The 26,068-nt window shown below is 72.0% G+C and carries 27 protein-coding genes; 5 read left to right on the top strand and 22 right to left on the bottom strand.

The genetic code is table 11. The features are described from left to right. Positions 1-768 (top strand): ABC transporter permease, encoded by a 768-nt coding sequence (locus ACWD4U_RS05215; protein ID WP_363449871.1) that lies wholly within the window; start codon positions 1-3, stop codon positions 766-768. A 27-nt stretch (positions 769-795) separates the two neighbouring features. On the opposite strand, the gene ACWD4U_RS05210 is transcribed toward ACWD4U_RS05215, so the two are convergent. Then, positions 796-1,110, bottom strand: a complete 315-nt coding sequence (locus tag ACWD4U_RS05210; RefSeq protein ID WP_449787110.1) for an ATP/GTP-binding protein — start codon at positions 1,108-1,110, stop codon at positions 796-798. A 335-nt stretch (positions 1,111-1,445) separates the two neighbouring features. Here ACWD4U_RS05210 and ACWD4U_RS05205 point away from each other — a divergent pair, with 335 nt between their 5' ends. After that, entirely contained in the window at positions 1,446-2,558 is a 1,113-nt protein-coding gene (locus tag ACWD4U_RS05205; protein ID WP_363450260.1) for an LLM class flavin-dependent oxidoreductase, read from the top strand. A 79-nt stretch (positions 2,559-2,637) separates the two neighbouring features. On the opposite strand, the gene ACWD4U_RS05200 is transcribed toward ACWD4U_RS05205, so the two are convergent. After that, the gene (locus tag ACWD4U_RS05200; protein WP_363449873.1) at positions 2,638-3,030 is read right to left on the bottom strand and encodes an SCO5389 family protein; all 393 of its coding nucleotides are present in this window, start codon (positions 3,028-3,030) and stop codon (positions 2,638-2,640) included. A 536-nt stretch (positions 3,031-3,566) separates the two neighbouring features. Here ACWD4U_RS05200 and nucS point away from each other — a divergent pair. The 3 genes from nucS to ACWD4U_RS05185 are packed head-to-tail and all read left to right on the top strand — an operon-like array spanning position 3,567 to position 6,140. Beyond that, complete coding sequence (gene nucS, locus ACWD4U_RS05195; RefSeq protein WP_363449875.1) at positions 3,567-4,226, top strand: endonuclease NucS; 660 nt, start codon at positions 3,567-3,569, stop codon at positions 4,224-4,226. Between the two features lie 53 nt (positions 4,227-4,279). Then, on the top strand, positions 4,280-4,924 hold the full coding sequence (locus ACWD4U_RS05190) for a hypothetical protein (protein WP_363449877.1): 645 nt from the start codon (positions 4,280-4,282) through the stop codon (positions 4,922-4,924). Positions 4,925-4,940: 16 nt separating this feature from the next. Beyond that, complete coding sequence (locus tag ACWD4U_RS05185) at positions 4,941-6,140, top strand: nucleotidyl transferase AbiEii/AbiGii toxin family protein (protein WP_363449878.1); 1,200 nt, start codon at positions 4,941-4,943, stop codon at positions 6,138-6,140. Positions 6,141-6,144: 4 nt separating this feature from the next. On the opposite strand, the gene ACWD4U_RS05180 is transcribed toward ACWD4U_RS05185, so the two are convergent. The 20 genes from ACWD4U_RS05180 to ACWD4U_RS05085 form a co-directional block, all read right to left on the bottom strand. Continuing rightward, the gene (locus ACWD4U_RS05180; RefSeq protein ID WP_363449880.1) at positions 6,145-8,364 is read right to left on the bottom strand and encodes an ATP-binding protein; all 2,220 of its coding nucleotides are present in this window, start codon (positions 8,362-8,364) and stop codon (positions 6,145-6,147) included. Positions 8,365-8,471: 107 nt separating this feature from the next. Then, the gene (locus ACWD4U_RS05175; protein ID WP_363449882.1) at positions 8,472-8,807 is read right to left on the bottom strand and encodes an STAS domain-containing protein; all 336 of its coding nucleotides are present in this window, start codon (positions 8,805-8,807) and stop codon (positions 8,472-8,474) included. 307 nt (positions 8,808-9,114) lie between these two features. After that, positions 9,115-9,987 carry a 3-hydroxyacyl-CoA dehydrogenase family protein gene (locus ACWD4U_RS05170; protein WP_363449884.1) on the bottom strand — a complete coding sequence of 291 codons (873 nt, stop codon included), beginning with the start codon at positions 9,985-9,987 and terminating at the stop codon, positions 9,115-9,117. Positions 9,988-10,169: 182 nt separating this feature from the next. Then, on the bottom strand, positions 10,170-10,826 hold the full coding sequence (locus ACWD4U_RS05165) for a response regulator transcription factor (protein WP_363449886.1): 657 nt from the start codon (positions 10,824-10,826) through the stop codon (positions 10,170-10,172). After that, the gene (locus ACWD4U_RS05160) at positions 10,823-12,013 is read right to left on the bottom strand and encodes a sensor histidine kinase (RefSeq protein WP_363449888.1); all 1,191 of its coding nucleotides are present in this window, start codon (positions 12,011-12,013) and stop codon (positions 10,823-10,825) included. The genes ACWD4U_RS05165 and ACWD4U_RS05160 overlap by 4 nt, the downstream gene beginning before the upstream one ends. Before the next feature lie 124 nt (positions 12,014-12,137). Beyond that, positions 12,138-12,710 (bottom strand): cob(I)yrinic acid a,c-diamide adenosyltransferase, encoded by a 573-nt coding sequence (locus tag ACWD4U_RS05155; RefSeq protein WP_363449890.1) that lies wholly within the window; start codon positions 12,708-12,710, stop codon positions 12,138-12,140. 127 nt (positions 12,711-12,837) lie between these two features. Then, positions 12,838-13,338, bottom strand: coding sequence for a DUF2550 domain-containing protein (locus ACWD4U_RS05150; protein ID WP_363449892.1), 501 nt, complete (start codon positions 13,336-13,338; stop codon positions 12,838-12,840). A gap of 127 nt (positions 13,339-13,465) precedes the next feature. Continuing rightward, positions 13,466-13,846, bottom strand: coding sequence for a F0F1 ATP synthase subunit epsilon (locus ACWD4U_RS05145; protein WP_363449894.1), 381 nt, complete (start codon positions 13,844-13,846; stop codon positions 13,466-13,468). A gap of 192 nt (positions 13,847-14,038) precedes the next feature. Next, complete coding sequence (gene atpD / locus ACWD4U_RS05140; protein WP_363449896.1) at positions 14,039-15,484, bottom strand: F0F1 ATP synthase subunit beta; 1,446 nt, start codon at positions 15,482-15,484, stop codon at positions 14,039-14,041. 2 nt (positions 15,485-15,486) lie between these two features. Further along, entirely contained in the window at positions 15,487-16,401 is a 915-nt protein-coding gene (locus ACWD4U_RS05135; protein WP_363449898.1) for a F0F1 ATP synthase subunit gamma, read from the bottom strand. Between the two features lie 32 nt (positions 16,402-16,433). Continuing rightward, complete coding sequence (gene atpA, locus ACWD4U_RS05130; protein ID WP_363449900.1) at positions 16,434-18,008, bottom strand: F0F1 ATP synthase subunit alpha; 1,575 nt, start codon at positions 18,006-18,008, stop codon at positions 16,434-16,436. A 154-nt stretch (positions 18,009-18,162) separates the two neighbouring features. Next, positions 18,163-18,978: a F0F1 ATP synthase subunit delta gene (locus ACWD4U_RS05125; protein ID WP_363449901.1), complete on the bottom strand. Its 816-nt coding sequence runs from the start codon at positions 18,976-18,978 to the stop codon at positions 18,163-18,165. Beyond that, entirely contained in the window at positions 18,975-19,532 is a 558-nt protein-coding gene (locus tag ACWD4U_RS05120) for a F0F1 ATP synthase subunit B (RefSeq protein ID WP_363449903.1), read from the bottom strand. The genes ACWD4U_RS05125 and ACWD4U_RS05120 overlap by 4 nt, the downstream gene beginning before the upstream one ends. Positions 19,533-19,573: 41 nt before the next feature. Beyond that, on the bottom strand, positions 19,574-19,804 hold the full coding sequence (atpE, locus tag ACWD4U_RS05115; RefSeq protein ID WP_363449905.1) for an ATP synthase F0 subunit C: 231 nt from the start codon (positions 19,802-19,804) through the stop codon (positions 19,574-19,576). An 81-nt stretch (positions 19,805-19,885) separates the two neighbouring features. Continuing rightward, positions 19,886-20,701 carry a F0F1 ATP synthase subunit A gene (gene atpB, locus ACWD4U_RS05110; protein ID WP_363449907.1) on the bottom strand — a complete coding sequence of 272 codons (816 nt, stop codon included), beginning with the start codon at positions 20,699-20,701 and terminating at the stop codon, positions 19,886-19,888. A 279-nt stretch (positions 20,702-20,980) separates the two neighbouring features. Continuing rightward, positions 20,981-21,334 carry a hypothetical protein gene (locus ACWD4U_RS05105; protein WP_363449909.1) on the bottom strand — a complete coding sequence of 118 codons (354 nt, stop codon included), beginning with the start codon at positions 21,332-21,334 and terminating at the stop codon, positions 20,981-20,983. Positions 21,335-21,695: 361 nt separating this feature from the next. Beyond that, positions 21,696-23,048 carry an MraY family glycosyltransferase gene (locus tag ACWD4U_RS05100; protein WP_363449911.1) on the bottom strand — a complete coding sequence of 451 codons (1,353 nt, stop codon included), beginning with the start codon at positions 23,046-23,048 and terminating at the stop codon, positions 21,696-21,698. A 150-nt stretch (positions 23,049-23,198) separates the two neighbouring features. Next, positions 23,199-24,461 carry a serine hydroxymethyltransferase gene (locus tag ACWD4U_RS05095; protein ID WP_363449913.1) on the bottom strand — a complete coding sequence of 421 codons (1,263 nt, stop codon included), beginning with the start codon at positions 24,459-24,461 and terminating at the stop codon, positions 23,199-23,201. 196 nt (positions 24,462-24,657) lie between these two features. Next, complete coding sequence (locus ACWD4U_RS05090) at positions 24,658-25,323, bottom strand: arsenate reductase/protein-tyrosine-phosphatase family protein (RefSeq protein WP_449787109.1); 666 nt, start codon at positions 25,321-25,323, stop codon at positions 24,658-24,660. Continuing rightward, positions 25,320-25,967 (bottom strand): L-threonylcarbamoyladenylate synthase, encoded by a 648-nt coding sequence (locus ACWD4U_RS05085; protein WP_363449915.1) that lies wholly within the window; start codon positions 25,965-25,967, stop codon positions 25,320-25,322. The genes ACWD4U_RS05090 and ACWD4U_RS05085 overlap by 4 nt, the downstream gene beginning before the upstream one ends. Between the last annotated feature and the right edge of the window lie 101 nt (positions 25,968-26,068).

Raw genomic sequence — 26,068 nt, 5'->3', positions numbered from 1 at the left:
ATGGCCGCGTTCCCCGCAGTCCTGCAGTCCGAGTGGACCAAGGTCCGCAGCGTCCGCTCCACGGTCTGGACGCTCGCCGCGACCTTCCTGGTGACCCTGGTGGTGGGTGCGCTGCTCTCGCTGGTCACCAAGCAGAACTTCGCCGAGTTCACCAAGGACCAGAGCACCCCGTTCGACGCCACCAGCACCGCGTTCTCCGGCATCCTGCTCGGCGAACTCGCCATCATCGTCTTCGGCGTGCTCGCCGTCGGCAACGAGTACAGCAGCGGCATGATCCGGGTCTCGCTGGCGGCGGTCCCCCAGCGCGGCACGCTGCTGGCCGGCAAGACCGCCGTCCTGGGCGCGCTCGCGCTCGCCGTCTCGCTGGTGACCGCCTTCGTCACGTTCTTCGTCGGCCAGGCGATGCTCGGCCCGCACTCCACCACCCTGGGCTCCCCGGGCGTGCTGCGGGCGGTCTTCGGCGCGGCCTGCTACCTCACCCTGCTCTGCCTCTTCGCGGCCGGCGTCACCGCCATGCTGCACAACCAGACCCTGGCGCTGGGCATCCTGGTCCCGTTCTTCTTCCTGCTCTCCCCGATCCTGTCCGCCGTCCCCAAGGTCAAGACCGTCGCGCACTACTTCCCCGACTACGCGGGCTCCCGGATCCTGCAGGTCTACCAGCCCGACAGCCAGCCCTACGGGCCGTGGACCGGCCTGCTGATCTGCGCCCTGTGGACGGCGGCCGCGCTGCTCGGCGGCTACCTCGTCCTGAAGACCAGGGACGCCTGACCCGCCGTCAGTACGCCTGACCCACCGTCAGTACTTGGGAGCGCCGCGGCCGCGCAGCACGTTCGAGCCGCGGCGCTCCCGCGCTCCCCAGCACGCCCGGTGCCAGTGCCGCCGGTCGTCCACCCCGCCGCCGTGGTCCGGCCAGGCCACCACGTGCCCCGTCCCGGGCGGGATCTCCTGGTCGCAGCCGGGGCACCGGTAGTGCCGCCCGGCCGTGCCGGCCACGGTCTGCACCACCCAGTCCTCGCCCTGGTACGACTCGACCCGCCGCAGCGAACCCCCGGTCGGCGCGGAGCTGTCTCGGTCCTCGGACTTCTGAATCCGGTTGTGGCGGGGTGACACGTGACTACCTCTCGGTCCGGCGCGTTGTACCCCAAGGGTAAGCGCCGCACTACTCCCGCAGGGAGCTTTAGCACGGATCACCCGGCGGTTCCAGTGGTTCGGGAGTAATCCACCCTTTCCTCTGGGAAAATCGAGGTTTCGCGTGCCATTGGCACATGACATGGGTTACTCACGTGGTGACACGGCGGGGCCCGCAGACCCTGCGCGCACCGAGGAGGCACCCGATGACCAAGACCACCGCCCGGCCGACCGTCCCGACTCCGGGGCCGCGGTCGGCCGCCGGAACGGCGCCCGCGGTACGGGCGGAGAGCGGGCCGGGCGCCGGCACGGACGCGATCCGGGTCGGCGCCTTCCTGCTGTCCGCGCAGTTCCCCGGGCAGAGCCACGGCGAGGCGCTGGACCGGACCGTCTCCGCGACGCTGGCCGCCGAGCGGGCCGGCCTGGACGCGGTGTGGCTGGCCGAGCACCACTTCGTGCCGTACGGGGTGTGCCCGGACGCGGCGACGCTGGCGGCGATGCTGCTGGGCCGGACCCGGCGGATCGGGGTGGGCACCGCGGTGAGCGTGCTGACGACCCGTCACCCGGTGGCGCTGGGCGAGCAGGCGGCGCTGCTGCACCTGACCTCGGGCGGGCGGTTCACGCTGGGGGTGGGCCGCGGCGGGCCGTGGATCGACCTGGCGGTGTTCGGCGGCGGGATGGAGGCGTTCGAGCGCGGCTTCCCGGAGCGCCTGGACCTGCTGCTGCGCTGGCTGCGCGGCTCGCGGGTGGGAGCGAGCGGCCCGCAGTTCGACTTCCCTGAGGTGGCGGTGGTGCCGCGGGCGAGCGAGCCGCCACGGGTGCGCGACCTGTCGGGCTGGCTGGGCCTGGACGCGCCGGCGGTGATCCCGAGGCAGCGTCAGGAGACCCCGCCGGCCGGGCCGGCGGGACCGCCGGTGGTGGTGGCCTGCACCTCGCCGACGGGCGTGCGGACGGCCGCCGAGCGGGGCCTGCCGATGCTGCTGGGCATGCACTCCGGCGACGAGGACAAGCGCGGGATGCTGGCCGCCTACCGGGCCGCCTGGCGGGCCTGCGGGCGCGGCGAGGAGCAGCTGGCGCGGGTCGAGCGGGAGCACGTGGCGGCGGGCGTCGCGCAGGTCGACGACCGGGCGGGCGCGGCCCGGGCCAGCCTGCTGCGGGCGCTGCCGGACTTCTTCGCGTACGGGCTGGGCGCGCACCGCACCGTGGACGGCAAGGAGCGCTCGATGCGCGACCCGTACGCGTACACGGAGCTGCTGTGCGACCTGCACGCGGTGGGCACGCCGCAGCAGTGTGCGGACCGGCTGCTGGCGACCGCGGAGAGCACCGGGATCCGGCGGTTCGCGCTGCTCGCCGAGGGGTCCGGGGACACTGCGGCGACGCTGCACAACGTGGCCCGGATCGGTGCCGAGGTGCTGCCCCAGCTGTCCTGACGGGCCGTCGCGGGCCCGCCCCGGCCGTTCGGTGGCCGGGGCGGGCCCGCGGGCAGCGGTCCGGGGTGCTGACGGCGGGTCAGCAGTCGCGCAGCTCCGGCGACTGGTTGAGCAGCTGGGCTCGGACGGAGGTGAAGCGGGCGTGCCGCTCGGCGGAGTCCGGGCCGGGGGCGAACACCGCCACCCGGTGGCAGTTCTGGAAGGCCAGCCGGACGCCGAAGTGGCTCTGCAGGGCGCCGCGGATCGCGTCGCTGGCCATCGCGCGGAGCAGCTGTCCACGCTCCCGCTCGCTCGGCGGAGGAACCTCGTTGTCGGCGAAGTCGGTTCCGTCGACCTTGAGTTGGGCGACCAGCGAGCTGATCAGGTCCCAGGCGTAGGGCAGGGAGGTGCGGACGCAGTCGACGAACTCCCGCTCGTCGACCTCGCCTCGTTCGGCCTTCTCCAACAGGGCCGGTGAGACGTCGAGCGACATGGGTTCTCCTCTCGCGGTCCGCCCCGGCGGGGCCGCCGGGGCGGTGGTGCTGGTGCTGGAGTGCAGTGAACTTTCGCGCGGTGTTCAGGTGTTGGCGGTTGCTGCGGGCATGTGACGCGCGTGCGTCGAAGTCCTGGCCGGGGGTCAGACCAGCGTGGCAGGCCTCGTCCGACCCGGCTGGCGAATCGGTGGATTGCCACCCGAATCGCCGTGCGGAGGGCGAGATTGGCCGGAATCAGCCGTGTCCCAACCCTGTGCGCCAACCAGGCAAGCCTCACACCGAGTGAACGCACGGTCACCATGTTTCGCCCCGCGCGGCCGTCCAACACCCACCCCGGCCGCACTCGCATCAACTGGCTTCGCGGCCCGGCCCGACCCGACCGTGTGTCTCGGGATTGCGCCGCCCCCGGCCCCACTGCCCGCCGCACCCGGGCGCACGGTGCGTGCCCTGACCGTCGGCCGGCCCGCCCGCCCCGTCGACCGCCCGGATTCGAACGCGGACGGCGGCGCTCGCGGCGGGCCGTAGGCTTGTCCCCATGCGTCTTGTAATCGCCAAGTGCACCGTGGACTACGCGGGCCGCCTCGCTGCACATCTGCCCTCCGCCGTGCGCCTGGTGATCGTGAAGGCCGACGGCAGCGTCAGCATCCACGCCGACGACCGGGCCTACAAGCCGCTGAACTGGATGTCCCCGCCGTGCTCCCTGAAGGAGGACGAAGGGGTCTGGACGGTCGTCAACAAGGCCGGCGAGAAGCTGATCATCACGCTGGAGGACGTCCTGCACGACTCCAGCCACGAGCTGGGCGTCGACCCCGGCCTGGTCAAGGACGGCGTCGAGGCGCACCTGCAGGAGTTGCTCGCCGACCGCATGGAGGTGCTCGGCTCCGGCTGGCAGCTGATCCGCCGCGAGTACCCGACCGCGATCGGCCCGGTCGACATCCTGTGCCGGGACTCCGACGGCGCCACCGTCGCGGTGGAGATCAAGCGCCGCGGCGAGATCGACGGCGTCGAGCAGCTCACCCGCTACCTCGAACTCCTCAACCGCGACCCGCTGCTGGCGCCCGTGAAGGGCGTGTTCGCCGCGCAGGAGATCAAGCCGCAGGCCCGGGTGCTGGCCACCGACCGCGGCATCGGCTGCGTCGTGCTGGACTACGACGAGCTGCGCGGCATCGACGACGACAAGCTGAAGCTCTTCTGACCACCGGGAAAAGCCGTTGGGGCTTCGTCGGGCCGGGCTGGAACAATCCCCGCATGCCCGTTCGAAGCCCCGAGCCGGTCGGCCTCTACGAGACCCACCTGACGCTCGCTCCGGCCGAGGCCGACGCGCTCGCCGACTGGGCCCGCGCGCACGGCCTGGAGTTCACCCACATCCTGCTGGCCCGCGGCCTGCACCCCTCGCAGCCGATGCTCACCTGGCAGTCCGAGGGCAGCCTGCCCGAGCAGCACCGGCGCGCCGCCACCGAGACCGCCCGGCTGCGCGCGGCGGGCTTCACGCCGGTCCGGCTCAAGATCGAGGCCGCGCCCTGGACGCCCGGCGTCCCGCGCACCGACGCCGAGGCCGAACTCCTCGCCCCCGAGCGGTACTTCGAACACCATGTGAAAGTCCGGCTGGCCCCCGGCGTCCCCCGCGACGCGCTGGCCCGGGCCGCCGACGGCCACCACGCCCACGTGTCCTGGAACGCCCGCCGCACCGAACCGGGCGGCCACCGCCAGTACTTCGTCACCCAGCGCTGCCACCGGCTCGGCCTGACCACCGCGGGCGAGCACCTGAACCGCCTCACCACCGCCCTCACCACCGCCGGTTTCCCGCCACTGAAGACCGAGCGCGAGTACGTCGTCCACGACACCGCCCTCACCCTCGACGCCGGCTGGCTCGACGACGCCCCGACCACCTGACCGAGGAGCCTCCGACATGACCGACCCGTACGTCCTGCGCGCCATCGAGCGGTCCCGACGGTCCGGCGAGGGGCTGCCCCTGACGTTCCGTCCGATCGACGACCCGCGCGCCGAGCAGGCCTTCGTCTTCGACCCCGCCCTCAAGCAGCACCCCAACGCCTACCGCCCCACCGACCCGCGCTTCGCCGACCCGGAGCTGGCCACCGCCTGGCAGGCCGCCCGCCGCACCGCGATGGACGCCGTCCTCACCGCCGTCGCCGACTCCGGCTGGGTCGACCACCTGGTGCTGCGCGGCTCCGTCGTCCTGCGCGCCTGGTTCGGTGCCGCCGCCCGCGAACCGGGCGACCTGGACTTCGTCGTCACCCCCGAGGACTGGCGGATCGACGAGGCCCGCACCGCCGACCTGCTGCACGGCCTCACCCACGGCGTCCCCACCACCGGCCCGGTGCGCTTCCGCCCCGAGGAGGCCGTCACCGAGGCCATCTGGACCTACGAGCGCGTCCCCGGCCGCCGCCTGCTGCTCCCCTGGGAGGCCGACGGCCTGCCCGGCGGCACCGTCCAGCTCGACTTCGTCTTCAACGAGCACCTCCCCGTCCCGCCCGAGCGCTTCGAGGTCGCCCCCGGCGCCGTGCTCAACGTCGCCACCCGCGAACTCTCCCTCGCCTGGAAGCTCATGTGGCTGGTCACCGACCGGCACCCGCAGGGCAAGGACCTGTACGACGCGGTGCTGCTCGCCGAGTCCGCCCCGCTGCGCTACGAGCTGCTCCGCGACGTCTTCGGCGACGGCGAGCCCTACTACGCCGAACACCCGGTCCAGGCGGACAGCTTCGCCTTCCCCGACCACGAGTGGCAGCACTTCCCCGCGGAGTACCCGCACCTGGCGCGGACCCAGGACGACTACCTCCGCCGCCTGCGCGACGCGCTCGCCCCGACCTTCGCCGAGATCCCGGACGCCGACCGCACCCGCTGGTGGATCGAGGGCTGGCTCGCCCCGCTGCGCGCGGCCCACGCCGCCGGCGGCTTCGAGGCTGCCCAGAGCTGGCTGAAGGACCGTCAGGCCTCCCTCGCCCTGGCCCACCGACTGCTGGGCCGCGCGCTCGGCCCGGACGCCCCCGCGGACCTCGCCGAGGCGATGCTGCGCAGCCCGGCCTGGGCCTGGGAGGCCGAGGCGGTGGCCTCCGGCCGCTACTCGCTGGAGCGTCTGCTGAGCTGGTGACCCGTCAGGTGGTCGGCGTCGTGCTCGCCGTCGCCGACCCGGTCGCGGTGGCCGACGCGCTGCCGCTCGGGCTCTCGCTGGGGGACGACGTCGGCGGCGTCGGCGCCGTGCTCGTCGGCGCCGGCTGCGTGGGCGTGGCACCGGGCTTGGTGGTGGTCGGCGCCGCCGGGGGCGTCGTCTTCGGCGTCGCCGACGGCTTGCGGGTGCTGCCGGCGCTGCCGGACGGGGTGTCGGCCGGGGTCTCGCTCGCCGCCGTGCTGCTGTCCGCCGCGCTCGGCGAGGGGGAGGCCGAGGACGGGTGCGGGCTGTCGGGGATCTCGGCGGGGGTGAGGCCGTCCTCGATGGAACGACCGGGGTGGCTGCCGCCGGCGGGGTTGCCGGTGCGGTCGACGCTCAGCCCGATCGCGGTGCCGAGCACACCGAGCGCCATCACCGCCGCGGAGGCGGCGATCACGGTGCGCCGGGTGTCCCCGCGGGTGCGGGACTTGCGCAGCCGGTACGGCACCTGGGCGATCGCGCGGATGCTGCGGCGCTTGCGGGCGGGCTCCTCGCCCGGGCCGATGGCGAGCGGGGCGAGCTCCTCGGCACGGATCAGGTCGAGCATCCGGCGGGCCGCACCGGCCCGCGGCTCGCCGGCCGCGGCGCGCAGCGCGACCGCCGCCTCCAGCTCCGCGGCCGCCCGCTGCGAGCTGCCCGAGCAGAGCGCGTACACACCCAACTCGTGGTGGAACCACGCCTGTTCGAAGTCCGCGCCGAGGTTCCGGGCGGCTTCCAGGCCGAGCTGCAGGGTGCGCTCCCAGGCGCTCCAGCGCAGCGACAGGGCGAGCGCGGGCGCGGCGGCCCGGGCCAGGTGCAGCACCGCCTCCGGGCGGCCGGCGTCCCGGTCGGCGAGCAGCACCGCGACGATCACCTCGGCCTCGGCGGCGACCTGCGCGGTCGACACCGAGGCGTGGCCGACCCACCAGGACAGGTGCTCGGCCGCGCCGTGCGCGATGGTGCCGGGCGCGAACGCGCCCCGGCCTTCGCCTTGCTGCCCGCCCGGTCGCGGCTCGGTGAGCGCCTCGACCACGCCCTCGGTGAGCCGGTGGTGGCCGCCGACGGAGATCGCCAGGCCCGCCTCGACCAGCTCCTGCAGGGCGCTCTCGCCGAGGCCGACGTCCACCAGCGCGGGCAGGTGCGGCGCGGTCGGGCACTCCCCGCCGAGCGCCAGCGCGAGCCGCAGCACCCGGCGGGCGGGCTCGCTCAGCCCCTCCGCCAGCCGGACCGCCGGCGAGGCGCTCTCGCCGACCGACGGCAGCGGCACCTGGCGGCGCAGCTCGTTCTCCAACTCGGCAGGGTCGTCGGGGAGTTCGTAGCTCCGCACGGAGCCGAAGACGTCCCGCCGGTCCTCCTGCGCGGCGACCAGCGCGTCCACCGCGACGTCCCGCTGCCGCAGCAGCGCCGCCGCCCGGACGAAGCGCAGCGGAAGGCCCTCCGACTCGAACCACAGGTCGACCGCCCACGCCCGCTCGGCGTCGTCCAACGAGCGGCCCGCCAACCGGGCGGCCAGGGTCAGCGAGGCGGGGCGGGAGAGTCCGGCGACCAGGTGGTCCTGCAGCCGCGAACCGGGCGACATCGGCGTGCTGTCGGCGGCGGGCGCGATCAGGAAGGCGCACTCGGGCGCCATCGCCAGCAGCGCCTCCAGCTCCTCGCCGGTCGGCTCGACGTCGTCGATGACCACCACCGCGGCGACGCCGGCCAGCAGTTCGGTCAGCTGCTCGCGGTCGGGGCGGAAGTCGGGGGCGTGGTGGGTGGCGGCGAACAGGTCCTGCAGCAGGTCGGCGGCGCTGCGGCGGTAGCCGCTCAGCCGCACCACGCCGTCCGGGGCCACCTCACCGGCCGTCTCGGCGACCGCGGCGAGCAGCGCGGAGCGGCCCGAACCGGGCTGGCCGAGCAGGCGTATCGAGCGGCCCTCGGCGAGCCGGGCCAGCAGCGTCGCGATGTCCGCCTCGCGGTCCAGCAGCCGGGAGTCGGAGCCGCCGCCCAATGCCAGCGGCCCCACCGCGGAGCTCGGCCCCAGCTCGGGCCGGGCCTGCACCATGCCGCGGATCCGGCGCGGCGCGGGCAGCCAGTCGTCCGGGCAGTGCCGCGCCTCCGAGCCCTCCGGCCCGCCGACGGCGACCAACCGCTCCCCGCTGACCAGCTCACCGCTGCGCGGGCGTACTCCGTCTGCCGGCTGACCCACGACACGCTCCCCGCCTACGGACCGATACTGTGGCGCAGACTCTCCCATATGACCGCACCCGGTCAACATTCAGGGTCGTCGAACGGTCGTCCGCAGTTCGGAGGCGCTCAGCCCATCGCCGGCAGGGTCGTCCCGTACGGGTCCGGAACCGCGCCCTCGACCGCCAGGATGCGGTGCAGGCGGGTGGCGACCAGCAGGCGCTGGAGCTGGACGGGCACGTCGCGCAGGACCAGCCGGCGGCCGACCCGGCCGGCCCGGCGGTGGGTGCCCATGATGACGCCGAGTCCGGTGGCGTCCCAGAACTCGAGGCGGCCGAGGTCGAGGATCAGGTCGCCCTGGCCACCGTCGACCGCGGCGTGCAGCACCGACCGGGCGTCGGCCGCGCTGCGCACGTCGAGGCGCCCTTCGATGGCCAGACCGGTGTGGTCGCCGGTGATGCGCACGCTGTCCTCCTCTTCGGCCGTCTGCCGTCCACCCGTCGACCGGGTCCGCACTCGGGGTGGGGTCTCACCGCTGGGTCCGCCAGGGGTCCCGCTCGCCCCGGCCCCTTCACCATCTGACGGTGAACCAGTTCCGCAGGTTGCTGCCACCCGGCGGACTCTCCCTCAACTTCACCCGTCCGAGGGAATATACGCAGGAACACCTCACACCCACGCTCGATTACCGCCCAAATCACCCGTCTGCGGCGCGGACCGTGAGCAAACTCACCCGGTCGCCCGGATCCGCGCCGCGCCGCGGGTGGCGCGCCGGTCATCCGTACCGGTAGAAGCCCTGCCCGCTCTTGCGGCCGAGGTCTCCGGCGGTCACCATCCGGGCCATCAGCTCGGGGGCCGCGAACTTCTCGTCGCGGGTCTCCTCGTAGATGTTGTCCGCCGCGTGCAGCAGGATGTCGACGCCGGTCAGGTCGGCGGTCTGCAGCGGTCCCATCGGGTGGCCGAAGCCGAGCCGGCAGGCGGTGTCGATGTCCTCGGCGGTGGCGACGCCGGACTCGTAGAGCCGGGTCGCCTCGACCACCAGGGCGGTGATCAGCCGGGTGGTGACGAAGCCCGCCACGTCGCGGTTGACCACCACCACCTGCTTGCCGACGCCCTCGGCGAAGGCCCGGGCCCGGGCCAGCGTCTCGTCGGAGGTCTTGTAGCCGCGCACCAGCTCGACCAGCTGCATCAGCGGCACCGGGGAGAAGAAGTGCACGCCGACCACGGACTCGGGCCGCTCGGTGGCGGCCGCGATCCGGGTGATCGGGATGGCGGAGGTGTTGGAGCCGAGTACCGCACCGTCCTTGGCGATCCGGTCCAGCTCGCGGAAGACCGCCTCCTTGACGTCCAGCCGCTCGAACACCGCCTCGACCACCAGGTCGGCCTCGGCGACCGCGTCCAGGTCGGTGGTGACGGTGATCCGGGCCAGCGCGTCGGCGGCCTGCTGCTCCGTCAGCTTCCCCTTGGCGGTGAACTTCTCGTACGAGGCGCGGATGCCGTCCAGTCCGCGGGCCAGCGCCGCGTCGGTGACGTCGCGCAGCACCACCTGGTGGCCGGCCTGCGCGGCGACCTGCGCGATGCCGGCGCCCATCAGGCCGGCGCCGATCACGGCGATCCGCTGGTCCGCGACGCTGGAAACACTGCTCATGGCGTGGAATCTCCCGGAGGGGGCGGGTTCGAAGGCTGCCCGCGCCGGGGCGGCACACGACCGCCCGCGGGAGCCACTTCGCTCTGCGCCGGACTTTAGTGGGAGCGCGCCCCGCGTGGTGCGTTCCGGGAGTGTGATCTGTACCGGAAGGGGTGTGATCTGCGCCCCTCACTCACCGGCGATCACCCCTCACCGGGCACCTGCACCCCCAACTCCTGTGCCAGGATCGCCGCCTGGACCCGGCTGCGGAGCTCCAGCTTGGCCAGGATCCGGCTGACGTGGGTCTTGGTGGTGGCCTCCGCGGTGCCCAGCCGGGCGGCGATCTCCGCGTTCGACAGGCCCGCGCCGAGGCAGCCCAGCACCTCCCGCTCCTTCGGCGTCAACTCGGCCAGCACGTCCGCGGTCGGCGCGGGCAGCGGCGCCGGCCGGGCGAAGGAGGAGATCAGCCGACGGGTCACCGACGGCGCCAGCATGCCGTCGCCGCGGGCCACCGTGCGGATGCCCTCGACCAGGGTGGCCGCCTCCAGGTCCTTCAGCAGGAACCCGGCGGCGCCGGCCCGCAGCGCGCCCCACACGCACTCGTCCAGGTCGAAGGTGGTCAGCACCAGCACCTGCGCGGCCTGTGCGGCGGTGATCCGGCGGGTCGCCGCCACCCCGTCCAGCCGCGGCATCGACACGTCCATCAGCACCACGTCGGGCTGCAACTCCAGCGCGAGGCGCACCGCCTCCTCGCCGTCCGCGGCCTCCCCGACCACCTCCAGGCCCGGCTCGGCCCGCAGGATCATCACCAGCGCGGCCCGTACCGCCGCCTGGTCCTCCGCCACCAGTACCCGGATCACGTCCGCTCCCCGTTCGCCGTCCGCGGCAGCACCGCCCGCACCCGCCACCTGTCGCCGTCCGGCCCGGCGGTGAACGTCCCGCCGAGCAACTGGACCCGCTCGCCCATGCCGACCAGCCCGGCGCCCGCCCCGGGCACCGACCGCCCCTCCCCCGGGCGGTACGGACTGTCCACCGTGATCTCCAACTCCGCTTCCCCGTACCCGATCCGCAGCCGCACCACGCCCGGCGCAGAGTGCTTCACCGCGTTGGTCAGCGACTCCTGGACGATCCGGTACGCGGCCAGCTCCAGCGGCGCGGGCAGCTCCCCGCGCTCGCCCTCCTCCGCCGCCTCGAACCGCAGTCCGGCCTGCTGCCCGGCCGTGCCGGCCTGCTCCAGCAGCACGTCGACGGCGGCCAACCGCGGCGCGGCGTACGGCTCTTCGGGGATGCTCTCGCGCAGCAGGCCGATCATCCGGCGCATCTCCGCCAGGCCCTGCACGCTGTTCTCCCGGATCACCGCCAGCGCCTCCACCAGCGGACCGTCCTCGACCCGCTGCTGACGGCGTGCCACCGCCTGCGCGCCGGTGGCGTGGATCGCGATCGCCGACAGGTGGTTGGCGATCACGTCGTGCAGCTCGCGGGCCATCCGGGCGCGCTCCGCCGCCACCGCGCCGCGCCGGTCCAACTCGGCCAGCAGCGTGGTCTGTTCGGCCCGAAGCCGCTCCGCCTCGGCGCGGTCCCGGTGGTGGCGAAGCAGCTCCGCGGTCCACACCGGCAGCAGCAGCGTCAGCCCGCAGAACATCGCGACCACCAGCGCGCCCTGCACCGAGCCGTACACGAAGGTCAGGGTGGTGGCCGCCAGGCTCCCGGCGCCGCCGGTCAGCTGCAGTACCTTGCTCATCCGCGGCGGCCCGTACAGCACCGCCGCGTACAGCAGGTCGGTGTACATCAGCAGAGTGGCCAGCACCGAGCCGCAGTACACCGCGGCGAGGAAGACGATCCCGCCGAGCGCGACCGCCCACACCGGCCGCCGCCGGCGCTGCAGCTCCAGCACCGACATCGCCACCAGCGGCAGCACCGGCACCCAGGCCGGCAGGTCGGGGCGGCTGTCGTACGCCCCGACGGCGATCAGCAGCAAGCCGCCGAACAGCCCGAAGGCCGCGATCGCGAGATCCTCCTGACGGTCGGTGAGCCTCACACCGAACATCCCAGCACTCCTTCCTGCCGCGCCGGAACGACCGGTCGGACGACCCGTCGTCAGCCGAAGGTCGGACGACCTGCTCGGCTCCCCGGACGACGACACCGGAGGGAGCTCCCGCGGACCGGCGGGGTCAGCGGTTCTCGCCGGGCACCCAGAGCACGTCGCCGCGCTCCTTGTTGGCGGACCGGGCCAGGATGAACAGCAGGTCGGAGAGCCGGTTCAGGTACTTCGCGGTCAGCGGGTTCACGCTCTCCCCGTGCACCTCGATCGCCGCCCAGGTGGCCCGCTCGGCCCGCCGCACCACGGTGCACGCCAGGTGCAGGTAGGCCGCGCCGGGCGTCCCGCCGGGCAGGATGAAGCTGCGCAGCTTCTCCAGCGACTCCAGGTAGTGGTCGCAGTCCGACTCCAGCCGGTCGATGTACGACTGCTGGACCCGCAGCGGCGGGTACTTCGGGTCCGGGACGATCGGGGTCGCCAGGTCCGCGCCGACGTCGAACAGGTCGTTCTGCGCCCGGATCAGCACCGCCGCCACGTCCTCGGGGAGCGCGCCCGCGGCGATCGCCACGCCGAGCGCGGCGTTGGCCTCGTTGGTGTCCGCGTACGCGACCAGCCGGGGGTCGGTCTTGGTGGTCCGGCTCATGTCGCCGAGCGCGGTGGTGCCGTCGTCCCCGGTCCGGGTGTAGATGCGCGTCAGATTCACCATGCCCGCAGCCTAACGGGCCGCTCACACCGGCTGGGCGTAAGCCCGGTCACGCTGACGACGCGTCAAGCGACGTTGACCCTCCCCCAGCCTTCGGCCGGGGGCACCCCCATCCCGAGGGGTCTCGTCGCTACGCGACGTTGACCCTCTGCCCGGGGGGCGCCGCCTCCAGCCAGGCGAGGAAGCCGGTCAGCGCGTCGTCGCTCATCGCCAGCTCCAGCGGCGCGCCGTTGTGCAGGCAGCGCAGCACCACCGAACCGGAGAGCAGCGCGAGCTCCTCCTGGCCCTGCGGGTAGCGGCGGCCCAGCACCTCGATCTCGGTGCGCGGCAGCACCCGGCGCGGCCGGGGCGCGTACGAGAAGACCCGGAACCACTCGATGGAGTCGCCGCTGTAGCGGCCGATACCAAAAACCCACCCCTTGCCGTCGGTCACCGGGACCGGGGCGGAGGTGGGCTGTCCGTTCTCGTCGAGGTCGGGCTGCGTGGAGGCGTCCGCGGGCATTTTCAACCGGTAGCTGCAGTCGAACGTGCCGCCGACCCGCTGGATGAGGCGGCGGCGTACCGCGAAGCCGGCCAGCCCGGCAACGGCCAGGGCCACCACGGCGGCGCACACCACAAGGGCGAGGACCATGCTCACCGACCTCCTCGCTACCTACATCCCCGTGGCGGTCGACCCACGACCGCCCATTCCTACCAACTGATACGACAGTCCCGGGGTCACGCTCCAGGCGTCCCCGGGACCGTCGCTGAGACCTGGCTCAGACGTGCGCCTTCACGCCGCGCGCGGCGATCAGCCGGACCTCGGCGCGCCGCTCGGCGTGCGCGTCGGTCTCGGACTTGGCGTTCTCCAGCGCCCGCTCCGCGCGGGCGACGTCGATCTCGTCCGCCAGCTCGGCGATCTCGGCGAGGATCGACAGCTTGTTGTCCGCGAAGGAGATGAAGCCGCCGTGCACCGCCGCGACGATGGTGCCCTCGGCGGTGCGGATGGTGACCGGACCGGTCTCCAGCACGCTCAGCACCGGGGTGTGACCCGGCATGATGCCGGTGTCGCCGGAGGCCGTACGGGCGACGACGATGGTGGCCGCACCGGACCACACCTTGCGGTCGGCTGCGACCAGCTCGACGTGCAGCTCAGCCAACGTGGGCTCCTAGGCTCTTGCCGAGACACCGGACAACGTGCGGCATTACTCGACAGTTTCGGTAAGAATAACGGGCCCGTGCCCCCGGAATGAAACGAAGGGCACGGAGATGACCGGGATCACAGCCATCCTGCGCCGTGAGGGGTGGCCCCCTAGAGCCGGGAACCACCCCTCATCGGACGTTGCCGAGGACTACTTCTTCAGCAGCTCGGCGGCGTTGCGCTCGAGGTCCTCGATGCCACCGCACATGAAGAACGCCTGCTCCGGCACGTGGTCGTACTTGCCGTCCGCGATCGCGTTGAAGGCCTCGATGGTCTCCGACAGCGGCACGGTCGAACCCTCGACACCGGTGAACTGCTTCGCCACGTAGGTGTTCTGCGAGAGGAAGCGCTCGATGCGACGGGCGCGGTGCACCGTGATCTTGTCGTCCTCGGACAGCTCGTCGATACCGAGGATCGCGATGATGTCCTGCAGGTCCTTGTACTTCTGCAGGATCCCCTTGATACGGACGGCCGTGTCGTAGTGGAGCTGCGTGATGTACCGCGGGTCGAGGATGCGGGACGTGGAGTCCAGCGGGTCGACGGCCGGGTAGATGCCCTTCTCCGAGATCGGGCGCGACAGAACGGTGGTCGCGTCCAGGTGGGCGAAGGTGGTGGCCGGCGCCGGGTCGGTCAGGTCGTCCGCGGGGACGTAGATCGCCTGCATCGAGGTGATCGAGTGACCGCGGGTCGAGGTGATGCGCTCCTGCAGGAGGCCCATCTCGTCGGCCAGGTTCGGCTGGTAGCCCACCGCGGAGGGCATGCGGCCGAGCAGGGTCGACACCTCGGAACCGGCCTGGGTGAACCGGAAGATGTTGTCGATGAAGAGGAGCACGTCCTGCTTCTCGACGTCGCGGAAGTACTCCGCCATGGTCAGCGCGGAGAGCGCGACGCGCAGACGGGTGCCCGGCGGCTCGTCCATCTGGCCGAAGACCAGCGCGGTCTTGTCCAGAACGCCCGAGTCGACCATCTCGTGGATGAGGTCGTTGCCCTCACGGGTGCGCTCACCGACACCGGCGAAGACCGACACACCACCGAAGTTCTCGGCGACGCGGTAGATCATCTCCTGGATCAGAACGGTCTTGCCGACACCGGCACCACCGAACAGACCGATCTTGCCACCGGTGACGTACGGGGTGAGCAGGTCGATGACCTTGATGCCGGTCTCGAACATCTCGGTCTTCGACTCGAGGTCCTTGAACTCCGGCGCCTTGCGGTGGATCGGCCAGCGGACCTCGACCTGCGACTCGAACTCGGCCTTGTCGACGTTCAGCACCTCACCGAGGGCGTTGAAGACCTTGCCCTTGGTGATCTGGCCGACGGGGACGGAGATGGCCTCGCCGAGGTCGGTCACGGTCGCGCCGCGGACCAGGCCGTCGGTCGGCTGCATCGAGATGCCGCGGACCAGGCCGTCGCCGAGGTGCTGGGCAACCTCGAGGGTCAGGGTCTTCTTGCCCGTGCCGTCGGGGTTGTCCACCTCGACGTGCAGGGCGTTGAACATGTCCGGAATCGCGTCGACGGGGAACTCCACGTCGACGACCGGGCCGATGACCCGCGCGACGCGGCCCGTCGCCGTGGTCGGCTCAACAGTGGTGGTCATTCTCATTCGCTCCCGCGGCTAGCGTCTGCGAGCGCGTTGGCACCGCCGACGATCTCGCTGATTTCCTGGGTGATCTCGGCCTGACGGGCCGAGTTGGCAAGCCGCGTGAGCGACTTGATGAGCTCGCCGGCATTGTCCGTCGCGCTCTTCATCGCGCGGCGGCGGGCGGCGTGCTCGGAAGCGGCCGACTGCAGCAGCGCGTTGTAGATCCGGCTCTCCACGTACCGCGGCAGCAGCGCGTCCAGCACGCCCTCCGCCGACGGTTCGAAGTCGTAGAGCGGGAAGATCTCGTTCTTGGCCTTCGACTCGTCGCTGAGCTGGACCTCGTCCAGCTTCAGCGGCAGCAGTCGGGCGTCCACGGCGGTCTGCGTCAGCATCGACTCGAACTTCGTCGACACCAGGTGCAGCTCGTCCACGCCGCCGGTCTCGGCCGTGAAGGCCTCGATCAGCTCGGCCGCGACGGCCTTGGCGTCCCCGTAGGTCGGCTTGTCCGAGAAGCCCGTGTACGACCCCGCGACCGCCAGGTCACGGAAGTTGTAGTACGAGACGCCCTTGCGACCGACGATGAACGTCACCACGTCCTTGCCCTCTTCGCGGAGCTTCGCGCTGAGCGCGAGCGCCTGCTTGATGGCGTTGGTCGAGTAACCGCCGGCCAGACCGCGGTCCGCCGTGATCAGCAGCACTGCGGCCTTGGCGGCCTGCGGGTTCTCGGTGGTGAGCGGGTGCTTGGCGTTGGACCGGGTGGCCACCGCCGTCACCGCCCGGGTGAGCTCATCGGCGTACGGAGTGGAGGCGGCCACCGCGCGCTGCGCCTTGACGATGCGCGACGCGGAGATCATCTCCATCGCCTTGGTGATCTTCTTCGTCGCGGTGACAGAGCGGATCCGGCGCTTGTAGACCCGAAGCTGTGCTCCCATGGGTCGTTACGTCCTTTCCCTCGCTACCGGACTCAGGCCTGCTCGGAGAGCAGCTTGCCGTCAGCCGTGGTGAAGCCCTGCTTGAAGGCGGAGATCGCCGCGGTCAGCGCGTCGATGGTGCCGTCCTCGAGCTTCGAGGTCTCGACGATGCCGGCCAGGATGCCCTTGTGCTCCAGACGCAGGTGGTCCAGGAACTCGCGCTCGAAGCGGCGGATGTCGGCGACCGGGACGTCGTCCAGCTTGCCGGTGGTGCCGGCCCAGATGGAGACGACCTGCTCCTCGACCGGGAACGGCTGGTACTGGCCCTGCTTCAGCAGCTCGACCATGCGCGCACCGCGCTCCAGCTGGGCCTTGGAGGCCGGGTCCAGGTCGGAACCGAAGGCGGCGAACGCCTCCAGCTCACGGTACTGGGCCAGGTCCAGGCGCAGGCGGCCGGCGACCGACTTCATGGCCTTGATCTGGGCGGAGCCACCGACGCGGGAGACCGAGATACCGACGTTCACGGCCGGGCGGATGCCGGCGTTGAACAGGTCGGACTCCAGGAAGCACTGGCCGTCGGTGATGGAGATGACGTTGGTCGGGATGTACGCCGAGACGTCGTTGGCCTTGGTCTCGATGATCGGCAGACCGGTCATCGAGCCGGCGCCCAGCTCGTCGGAGAGCTTGGCGCAGCGCTCCAGCAGGCGGGAGTGCAGGTAGAAGACGTCACCCGGGTACGCCTCGCGGCCCGGCGGGCGGCGCAGCAGCAGGGAGACGGAGCGGTAGGCCTCGGCCTGCTTCGACAGGTCGTCGAAGACGATCAGCACGTGCTTGCCGTCGTACATCCACTCCTGGCCGATGGCCGAACCGGTGTACGGGGCGAGGTACTTGAAGCCGGCCGGGTCGGAGGCGGGAGCAGCCACGATGGTGGTGTACTCCAGCGCGCCGGCGTCCGCCAGGGCGCCGCGGACGGACGCGATGGTGGAGCCCTTCTGGCCCACGGCGACGTAGATGCAGCGGACCTGCTTCTTCGGGTCGCCCGAGCGCCAGTTGTCGCGCTGGTTGATGATCGTGTCGATCGCCACCGCGGTCTTGCCGGTCTGGCGGTCGCCGATGATCAGCTGGCGCTGGCCGCGGCCGATCGGGGTCATCGCGTCGATGGCCTTGATGCCGGTCTGCATCGGCTCGTGCACCGACTTGCGGACCATGACGCCGGGGGCCTGCAGCTCGAGCGCGCGGCGGCCGGTGGTGGCGATCTCGCCCAGGCCGTCGATCGGGTTGCCCAGCGGGTCCACGACACGGCCGAGGTAGCCGTCGCCGACCGGGACGGAGAGGACCTCGCCGGTGCGCTGCACCGTCTGGCCCTCCTCGATGCCCGAGAACTCACCGAGGACGACGACACCGATCTCGCGGGTGTCGAGGTTCAGCGCGAGGCCGAGGGTGCCGTCCTCGAACTTCAGCAGTTCGTTGGCCATGACCGAGGGCAGACCCTCGACCTTGGCGATACCGTCCATGGCCTCGGTGACCGTGCCGACCTCTTCACGCGAGGCCGCGTCCGGCTGGTACGACTGGACAAAGTCGGCCAGCGCGTCCCGGATCTCCTCCGGACGGATCGTAAGCTCCGCCATCAGGCTTCCCTGCTCTCCTAGTTTGCGATCCTCGGCCCGCCATTGAGGGCCGCAAGTGCTCGACTCTCGGCCGGGTCGAGTGAACCGGCCGTACGTTTTGCCGGCCCACCCGGTGTGGACCGACGCCCGACCGAGGGTCGGATAGTGCTCGTGCTCAGCCTTCGAGGCCCTGGCGCGCGCCTTCCAGGCGGGTCGCGACCGTGCCGTCGATGACCTCGTCGCCGATCTGCACCCGGATACCGCCGACGACCTCGGGGTCGACGTCGATGTTCAGGTGCACCTGCCGGCCGTAGACACCGGCCAGGGCGGCGGACAGCCGCTCCTTCTGGCGGTCCGACAGCGGCACCGCGCTGGTGACCAGGGCCACCACACGGCCCCGCCGGGAGGCGGCGAGCTTGGAGTAGGACTCCAGGCCACCCTCCAGGCTACGGCCACGCGGGTTGGTCACCAGGCTGGTGACCAGTCGGACGGTGCCGGCGTTGGCGCGGCCGCCGAGCAGCTTGCGCACCAGCCCGGCCTTGGCGGCGGCGTCGGCCTTCGGCTCGGTCAGCCCGGAGCGCAGCTCGTGCGAGCCCTGCACCACCCGGCCGAACCGGAACAGCTCGTCCTCCAGGTCGTCCAGCGCGCCGGCCTTGTCCGCGGCGATGACCTCGGCGTAGGCGGCGAGCTCCTCGACCGCGTCCACCAGGTCGCGCGGGCCCGACCAGCGGGAGCGGACCAGGCCGGAGACCAGGTCGACCGTCTCGCCGGAGACCTGACCGGCCAGCAGCGAGCCGACCAGCTGGGCCTTGTCCTGACCGGACCGGGACGGGTCGGTCAGGAGTCGGCGCAGCGAGACCTCGCGGTCCAGCAGCGCGGTGACGGCGGCGAGTTCCTCGGCGAGCTTGGCCGCGTCCACCGAAGTGTTGTCGGTCAGGCTCTCGAGGTTGTCGCGGCCGGCAGCCAGTGCCTCACGGCTCGCGCCGATCACTTGGCAGCGCCCTGGGCAACGGCGGCCTTGGACTCCAGCTCCTCCAGGAAGCGGTCGATGACACCGCTCTGGCGGGCGTGGTCCTCCAGGGACTCACCCACGATGCGGGACGCCAGCTGGGAAGCGAGCGAGCCCACGTCCTGGCGCAGCGCGGCGCTCGCCTGCTTCTTGTCGGCCTCGATCTGGGCGTGGCCGGCGGCGACGATGGCCTCGCGCTGACGCTGGCCCTCCTCGCGCATCTCGGCGACCAGGGCGGCACCCTGCTCGCGAGCGTGCTCGGTGATACGAGCGGCCTCGTGGCGCGCCTCGGCGAGCTCGGCGCGGTACTGCTCCAGCAGGGCCTGGGCCTCGGCCTGAGCAGTCTCCGCGCGCTTCATGCCGCCTTCGATGGCGTCACGGCGCTCCCCCAGCACCTTCTCGATGCTGGGGAGGAGCTTCTTGCCGAGGATGCCGAAGACGATGAAGAAGCAGAGCAGGCCGATGACGATCTCGGGCCAGGCGGGGAGGAGCGGGTTCATCTGCTCCTCGGCCGCAATGTTGACCAGGGGGTTCATGTCAGAACCTTTCGTCGGATCGGACTACCGGTTCGTCTGGCTTACTTGCCGTAGACGAACGGCATGACGATGCCGATGAGGGCGAGGGCCTCGGTCAGGGCGAAGCCGATGAACATGTTGGAGCGGATCAGGCCGGCAGCCTCGGGCTGACGGGCCATCGCCTGCACGCCGTTACCGAAGATCAGACCGACACCGATGCCGGGGCCGATCGCGGCGAGGCCGTAGCCGATGGAAGCAACGGAACCGGACACACCAGCGGCGAGAGCGGACATCTCAGCTAATCCTTTGCGGGGATGGGTTACCGGTGGGTGTTGGCCACCGGGAGTTCAGGGGCGCGGCCGGGGCCGCGGGGCTCAGTGCGCCTCTTCCAGGGCACCGGCGATGTAGCTGCTGGCCAGCATCACGAAGATGTACGCCTGCAGGAACTGCACCAGCAGCTCGAAGCCGGTCAGGCCGACCGCCACCACGAAGGACACCGAGCCGTACAGGGCGCCGATGCTCGGGCTCAGCAGGTACCAGGAGGCCACCGAGAAGACGACGATCAGCAGGTGACCGGCGAACATGTTGGCGAAGGCTCGGACCGCGAGGGTGAACGGGCGCACGAAGATGTTCGAGAAGAACTCGATCGGCACCAGGATGAACATGACCCAGCCCGGGATGCCCGACGGCCAGCACAGGTTCTTCAGACCGCCCACGAAGCCGTGCTTCTTGAACGTCAGTCCCATGTAGGTGACCCACACGACCGCCGCCAGCCCGACCGGGAACGCGATGCGCGACATCACCGGGAACTGGGCGAACGGGATGATGGACATGATGTTCATGATCCACACGAAGAAGAACATCGAGACCAGCATCGGGACGTACTTCTCGCCCTTCTTGCCGATCGTCTCGAGCACGATGCTCCGCTTCACGAAGTCGTACCCGATCTCGCCGACCAGCTGGAGCTTGCCCGGGAGCAGCTTCGGCTTGGCGAACGCGGCCCAGAAGAAGCCGACCACCAGGAGCGCGCAGATGATCGACAGCAGCATCGGCTTGGTGAAGTCGACGCTGCCGATCGTGAAGATCGGCTTGAAGTCGAACTCGCTCAGGCCGGGGGCCGGGAAGCCGCAGCCGGAGTTCAGGTGGCAACCGGCCTCGGAGGCGAGCTGGACAACGTCAGCACCCACCACAGACTCCTTCGTTCTGACGCATGGTTACGGCGACCTCGGTGTGTCGGCGTGGCCTGCGGCCACGGTGCGGCACTGGAACTAGTTGGATTTCTCGCGGACCCTGCGCGGCGCGTATCCCTGCCGCGGGATCTTCGAAAGCTTCGTGGAGCCGGGGGGCGATCCGTCCGATCATCGGAGAGACCTGGCCGCATCCCGTACTCCGCCGTTGGGACGGACGATAGCAGTCTGTCGGAGGGGCATAAACACCGCCCCCCTCGCGCGGGGGACAGCTCGCCCCGCTCACGGTTGACGCCCCGATTTCGGCTTCCCGTCGGGTTCCACGTAGTACATCTTCACCTTGAGCCAGCCCCGCACCTGGAACACCGTCCAGATGATCGCGAGGCCGAGCAGGGCGAAACCGAAGACCTTGTGGTCGAAGAACGAGAGGTGTTTGGCCACGGCCAGCAGCACGCCGATCGCAAGGATCTGAGTGGTGTAGACCATCAGCGCGGCCGGCATCAGCATCTGCGGGTTGTTCCGGGTCAGCCGGTCGAGCGCGACCTGGCCGAAGCCGAAGAAGCCGATCACCACCACCGTGGCGAGCAGGGCGCCGAGCAACCCCTTCCCCTGGGCAACCCCGAAGGAGATCGCCATGGCGACAACTCCGGCGGCCGCAGTGGGAATTGCGGCGCCACGGAGGATCCGGGCGTCGTGGGACGGCATGTCGGCAGCTCCGGCGGCATGTCGGTGACAGGGGGACGAACGAGGAACACAGGTACTGGACGAGCGAAGCACCGCGGGCAGCCGTTCGACGGCGAGCCCGTCGAGGGAGACCGACCAGGGACGGAAGTCCTCCACCTGTCAGGTCTTTCGGCGCGTTCTCGGTACTCGTGAACGGTATCACAAACTATTTGATGAGAGCTTTACCATGAACGTGTGGTACCTGTCACACCGTCGGCCCACGAGTGCCGCCGAACGGGCGACTCCACCCGGCCCAATCGGAGTTGACGCCGCGTCACCCGCGCCGCTGGCCCCGGGTTCCGGCCGCGCTCGCGCCGGTGCCGAGTCGGCCCAGCAGCTCCTTGTCCTTCGCCGAGAGCTCGGCCATCGCGGCCGGGGCCGGCTGCTCGGCGGCCGCCGCGACCGGGGCCGTCGGAGCCGCCACCGGGGCCGCCTCGACGGAGCCGTCGACCGAGCCGTCGGCGGTGCGGTAACGGGGCGGCACGAAGGGCTGCACGGCCTTCGGGGCGCGCGGCCGGAACCGCGGCACCAGCAGCACCACCAGGCCGAGCAGGCAGAGCCCGGCCATCGTGAGGATCACCGTGCGGCCGGTGTTGGTGACCGAGACCGCGACCGTGCCGAAGGCGATCAGCGCGGCCCAGAAGTACATGATCAGCACGGCCCGGCTGTGCGAGTGCCCGACCTCCAGCAGCCGGTGGTGCAGGTGCTGCTTGTCCGCCGCGAACGGCGACTTGCCGGCCCAGGTGCGGCGCACCACGGCCAGCAGCAGGTCGGCCAGCGGCAGCGCGATCACGGTCAGCGGCAGGATCAGCGGGATGTAGATCGGCACCAGGGCGTGCACGGTGAGGGTCTTGGACCCGGTCTGGGCGCTGATCAGGTCGGGGTCGACGCGGCCGGTGATGGAGATCGCGGCGACCGCCAGCATCAGGCCGAGCATCATCGAGCCGGAGTCGCCCATGAAGATCCGCGCGGGGTGCAGGTTGTGCGGCAGGAAGCCCAGGCACATCCCGATCAGCACCGCGCTGAACAGCGCGGCGGGCGCGGCGTCGTTGACCCCGTACCCGAGCCACAGCCGGTAGGAGTACAGGAAGAAGGCCATCGCGGCGATGCAGACCATGCCGGCGGCCAGGCCGTCCAGGCCGTCGATGAAGTTCACCGCGTTGACCATCACGACCACCAGCGTGACCGAGATGATCATGCCCTGGGTGGGGGTGACCGCGACCGGGCCGTAGCCGGGCACCGGGATGGAGATCACCGTGACGCCCTGCCAGACCATCACGCCGGCGGCGATCATCTGCCCGCCGAGCTTCACCAGCGCGTCCACGCCCCACTTGTCGTCCAGGACGCCCAGCACGAACATGATCCCGGCCCCGGAGAGCAGCGCCTTGACGTCCGCGCTCTGGACGAACAGCCGTCCCAGGTTGGTGAGTTGGGAGGCCGCGAGCAGGCCGGCCAGCAGGCCGCCGAACATCGCGATGCCGCCCAGCCGCGGAGTCGGCTCGCGGTGCACGTCGCGCGCCCGTACGGCGGGCATCGCGCCGGCCGCGATGGCGAACTTCCGGACCGGGCTGACCAGCAGGTAGGTCACCGCCGCCGAGACGAACAGGACCAGCAGATACTCACGCACCACTGGCCTCCAGGGTCACGGTCCGACGGTCGAGTACGCAGCGTACTCCGGCGCTGGTTGGGGGTTCGAGGTGCGTCACCACGGTGCACACCTTATTGACTCCGACGCCGTGTCCCCGCATCGCGGTTCGCCTCCGCGGGCGCGAACCGCTCAGCGGCGCCCGGCGAACGCCCGCGCGAGCTCCCGCACCCGGGCCCTGACCTGCTCCACCGGCTCCCCGGCGAGCACCCGGCCGAGCAGTCGGCCGACCTCGGTCAGCTCCTCCTCCCCCATCCCCTGGGCGGCGCAGGCCCCGGTGCCGACCCGGATCCCGGAGGTCTCGGTGGGCGGCGCCGGGTCGTACGGGACCGCGCACCGGCCGAGCATCAACCCGGCGGCGGCGCATCGGCGTTCGGCCTCCACGCCGGTCAGCCGCAGTCCGCTCAGGTCGGCGGTGACCAGGTGGGTGTCGGTGCCGCCGGTGAGCGGCTGGGCCCCGGCAGCGGCCAGTTCGGCGGCCATCGCCCGGGCGCCGGAGACCGCCCGCCGGATGTAGGCGGTGTAGCCGGGGGTGGCGGCCTGGGCCAGCGCCACCGCCTTGGCGGCCACCTCGTTCATCGCCGCCCCGCCCTGGGTGAACGGGAACACCGCCCGGTCGATCCGGTCGGCCAGCTCCGCGGTGCACAGCAGCAGCCCGCCGCGCGGCCCGCGCAGCAGCTTGTGGGTGGCGGCGACGGTGACGTCGGCGTACGGCACCGGGGAGGGCGCGGCGCCGGCCGCGACGAGCCCTGCGGTCTGCGCGGCGGCGGCGATCAGGTAGGCGTCCACCTCGTCGGCGATCCGCCGGAAGGCCGCCCAGTCGACGTGCCGCGGGTAGGAGATGCCGCCCGCCACGATCGCCTTCGGGCGGTGCTCGTGGGCGAGCCGGCGGACCTGCTCCAGGTCGATCCGGCCGTCCTCCTCGCGCACCCCGTAGCCGATGAACTGGAACCAGCGGCCGGAGAAGTTGGCGCGCGAGCCGGCGCTCAGATGGCCGCCGTGCTCCAGCGACATCGCGAGCACCGCGTCGCCCGGCCGCAGCAGCGCCGCGTAGGCCGCCAGCATCGCCGAAGTCCCGGACCGGGGTTGGACGTTGGCGTGCGGGGCGGCGAACAGTTCGCGGGCCCGGTCGACCGCCAGCAGCTCCACCGTGTCGGCGGGCGCGCAGCCGGTGTGGTGGCGGCGGCCCGGGTAGCCCTCGGCGTACTTGTCGACCAGCGGGCCGGCCAGCGCGGCCAGCACGGCGTCGGTGGCCAGGTTCTCCCCGGCGAGCAGTTGCAGGCTGTCGGCGCGGCGCTCGGCCTCGGCGGTGAGCAGGTCGGCGATCAGCGGGTCCGCCGCGCGCAGGGCCTCGGCGGCCTCCCAGTGGGTCTCTTGGGCATCGGCGACCGTCATGGTGCGGCTCCCGGGCTGGAGTTCCCCCGGCGGCGGGCCGGAGGCCGGTGGGGGGCTGAGATTCCTCCAGCGTAGGTCCCAGGTCCCGCCCGGGCCCGCCCGCACACGCGGGCCTAGTCCGTTCCGGTCGCCTCCACGTCCTGCGCACCCGGCCTTCACGAATTCTCCACCAGAACTTTAGTGGAGGACGCTCAAGTCACCGCTTCACACCGGTCAGTGCGGTCACCACCGGGTCCAGCGCGCCGAATATCTCCTCGCCGCAGTCCCGGAACATGCCGATCGGGGCGCCGTACGGGTCCCGCAGCTCGTCCGACTCGGGCGACGCGGCCAGCAGCCAGCCGCGCAGGGCGGCGGCCGCCCGGACCAGTGCGCGGGCGCGCTCGGTCAGCCGAGCGCCGTCCCGGGGGTCCGGCAGGGTGCGCGGGTCGACCCGCTGCACCAGCCGGGTGAACTCCTTGAGCGTGAAGGTGCGCAGCCCCGCCGAGTGCCCCATGGAGATCACCTGCGCCCGGTGGTCCAGGGTCGCGGTCAGCACCAGGTCGGCGTCGATCACGTGCTCGTCCAGCAGCTCCCGGCCGGAGAAGTGCGCGCTGTCCGCGCCGTACTCGCCGAGCACGGTCGCGGCGTGCGCCTCCATCGGCGCGCCCTCGTGGCCCCAGGTCCCGGCGCTCTCCACCACGATCCGCCGGCCGACCCGGTCCCCCAGCCGGGAGTCCAGCTCCAGCCGGGCGAGCCGCTCGGCGATCGGCGAGCGGCAGATGTTGCCCGTGCAGACGAACAGGATGCGGAAGGTGTCCAGCGGCAGCGGCTGCGGGTACGCCGCCAGGCCGCCGCCCGCCCCGTACAACGGAGGCGCGGTCAACTGCCGGCCTCGACGTCCGGAGCGACCTCCCTCAGCTGCTCGACGCTGATCGCGCCCGCCCGCAGCACCACCGGCACCTTGCCGGTGACGTCGACGATGGTCGAGGCCGTGGCGTGGTCGGCCGTCCCGCCGTCGAGGTAGATCGACACCGCGTCGCCGAGCTGCGCCTCGGCCTCGTCGCAGGTGGCCGGCGAGGGGCCGCCGGTCTTGTTCGCGGAGGAGACCGCGAGCGGGCCGGTGGCGTTCAGCAGCTCCAGGGCGACCGGGTGCAGCGGCATCCGGACCGCGACGGTGCCCCGGGTCTCGCCCAGGTCCCAGCGCAGCGACGGCTGGTGACGGGCCACCAGGGTCAGACCGCCCGGCCAGAACGCGTCCACCAGCTCCCAGGCCTGCTCGGAGAAGTCGGTGACCAGCCCGTGCAGCGTGGTCGGCGAGCCGACCAGCACCGGCGAGGGCATGTTGCGGCCGCGGCCCTTGGCCGCCAGCAGCGCTCCGACCGCCTCCGGGGAGAAGGCGTCCGCGCCGATCCCGTACAGGGTGTCGGTCGGCAGCACCACCAGCTCGCCGCGGCGGATCGACGAGGCGGCCTCACGCAGGCCGCTGGCACGGTCCTGGGCATCGGAGCAGTCGTATCGGCGGCTCATCGGTGCAATCCCCTTCCGGTGGCTTTGGTCATCTCAGCGCAGCTGGTCACCGCGCTGCTCGGTACGGCGCCGGTGGTCACAGTGAAGCCCGGCGCGCCGTG

Source organism: Kitasatospora sp. NPDC002522 (assembly GCF_053595195.1).
The sequence above is the reverse complement of the archived record's forward strand: the minus strand, read 5'-3'. Positions and strand labels throughout refer to the sequence as shown.